Here is a 705-nt window from a genome sequence, read left to right as displayed (position 1 = left end):
ATTTGAGTTGGCTTTTTCGCGGCGGATATGCTGCTCACGCGTTTGTAGAGCCATACGTAATGCGGTATTGCCCTGTGCGTCTTTTGATACGCCAATGATACGACCAGGTGCTGAGCGCTTGGCTTTATCAGAGAATGCAAAGTAAGCAGCATGTGGGCCACCAAAGCCCATTGGAATACCAAAGCGCTGCGTGCTACCAAGGGCCACGTCAGCACCCATATCGGCTGGTGATTTTAATAACACCAAGCTCATGATGTCACTGACGACACTCACGTAAGTCTTGTTTTCTTTTACGGCACTGATGACGTCTGTTAGGTCTTTAACGTCACCTTCAGAACCAACGTACTGAAATAGCGCACCGAAATAGTCGCCAGATTTAGCCGTTTCAAAATCACCAACGACGACTTCCCAACCAAAGTATTTAGCACGAGTATTGATGACATCTAGCGTTTGTGGATAGACGCGCTCATCGACGAAATACTGTGTTGATTTGCTTTTGCTCACACGTTTTGACATCGCCATCGCTTCTGCCGCTGCCGTTGCTTCATCAAGCAATGATGCACCAGCTAACTCAAGACCAGTCAAATCGATACATACTTGTTGGAAGTTCAGCAATGCTTCTAGACGACCTTGAGCGATTTCCGCTTGGTAAGGCGTATAAGCGGTATACCAGCCTGGGTTCTCAAGGACGTTGCGCTGAATGAC

1 protein-coding gene is annotated in these 705 nt (G+C 47.8%); it reads right to left on the bottom strand.

Going from position 1 to position 705, the window contains the following annotated elements; translation table 11 throughout:
- On the bottom strand, positions 1 to 705 hold a 705-nt coding region (locus tag ACS8FC_RS17530), incomplete at both ends, for a PLP-dependent aminotransferase family protein (RefSeq protein ID WP_459112976.1).

This window comes from Psychrobacter sp. 1Y4, from assembly GCF_051847555.1.
Note: the sequence above shows the minus strand (reverse complement) of the source record. Positions and strands in the feature narration are given on the sequence as shown.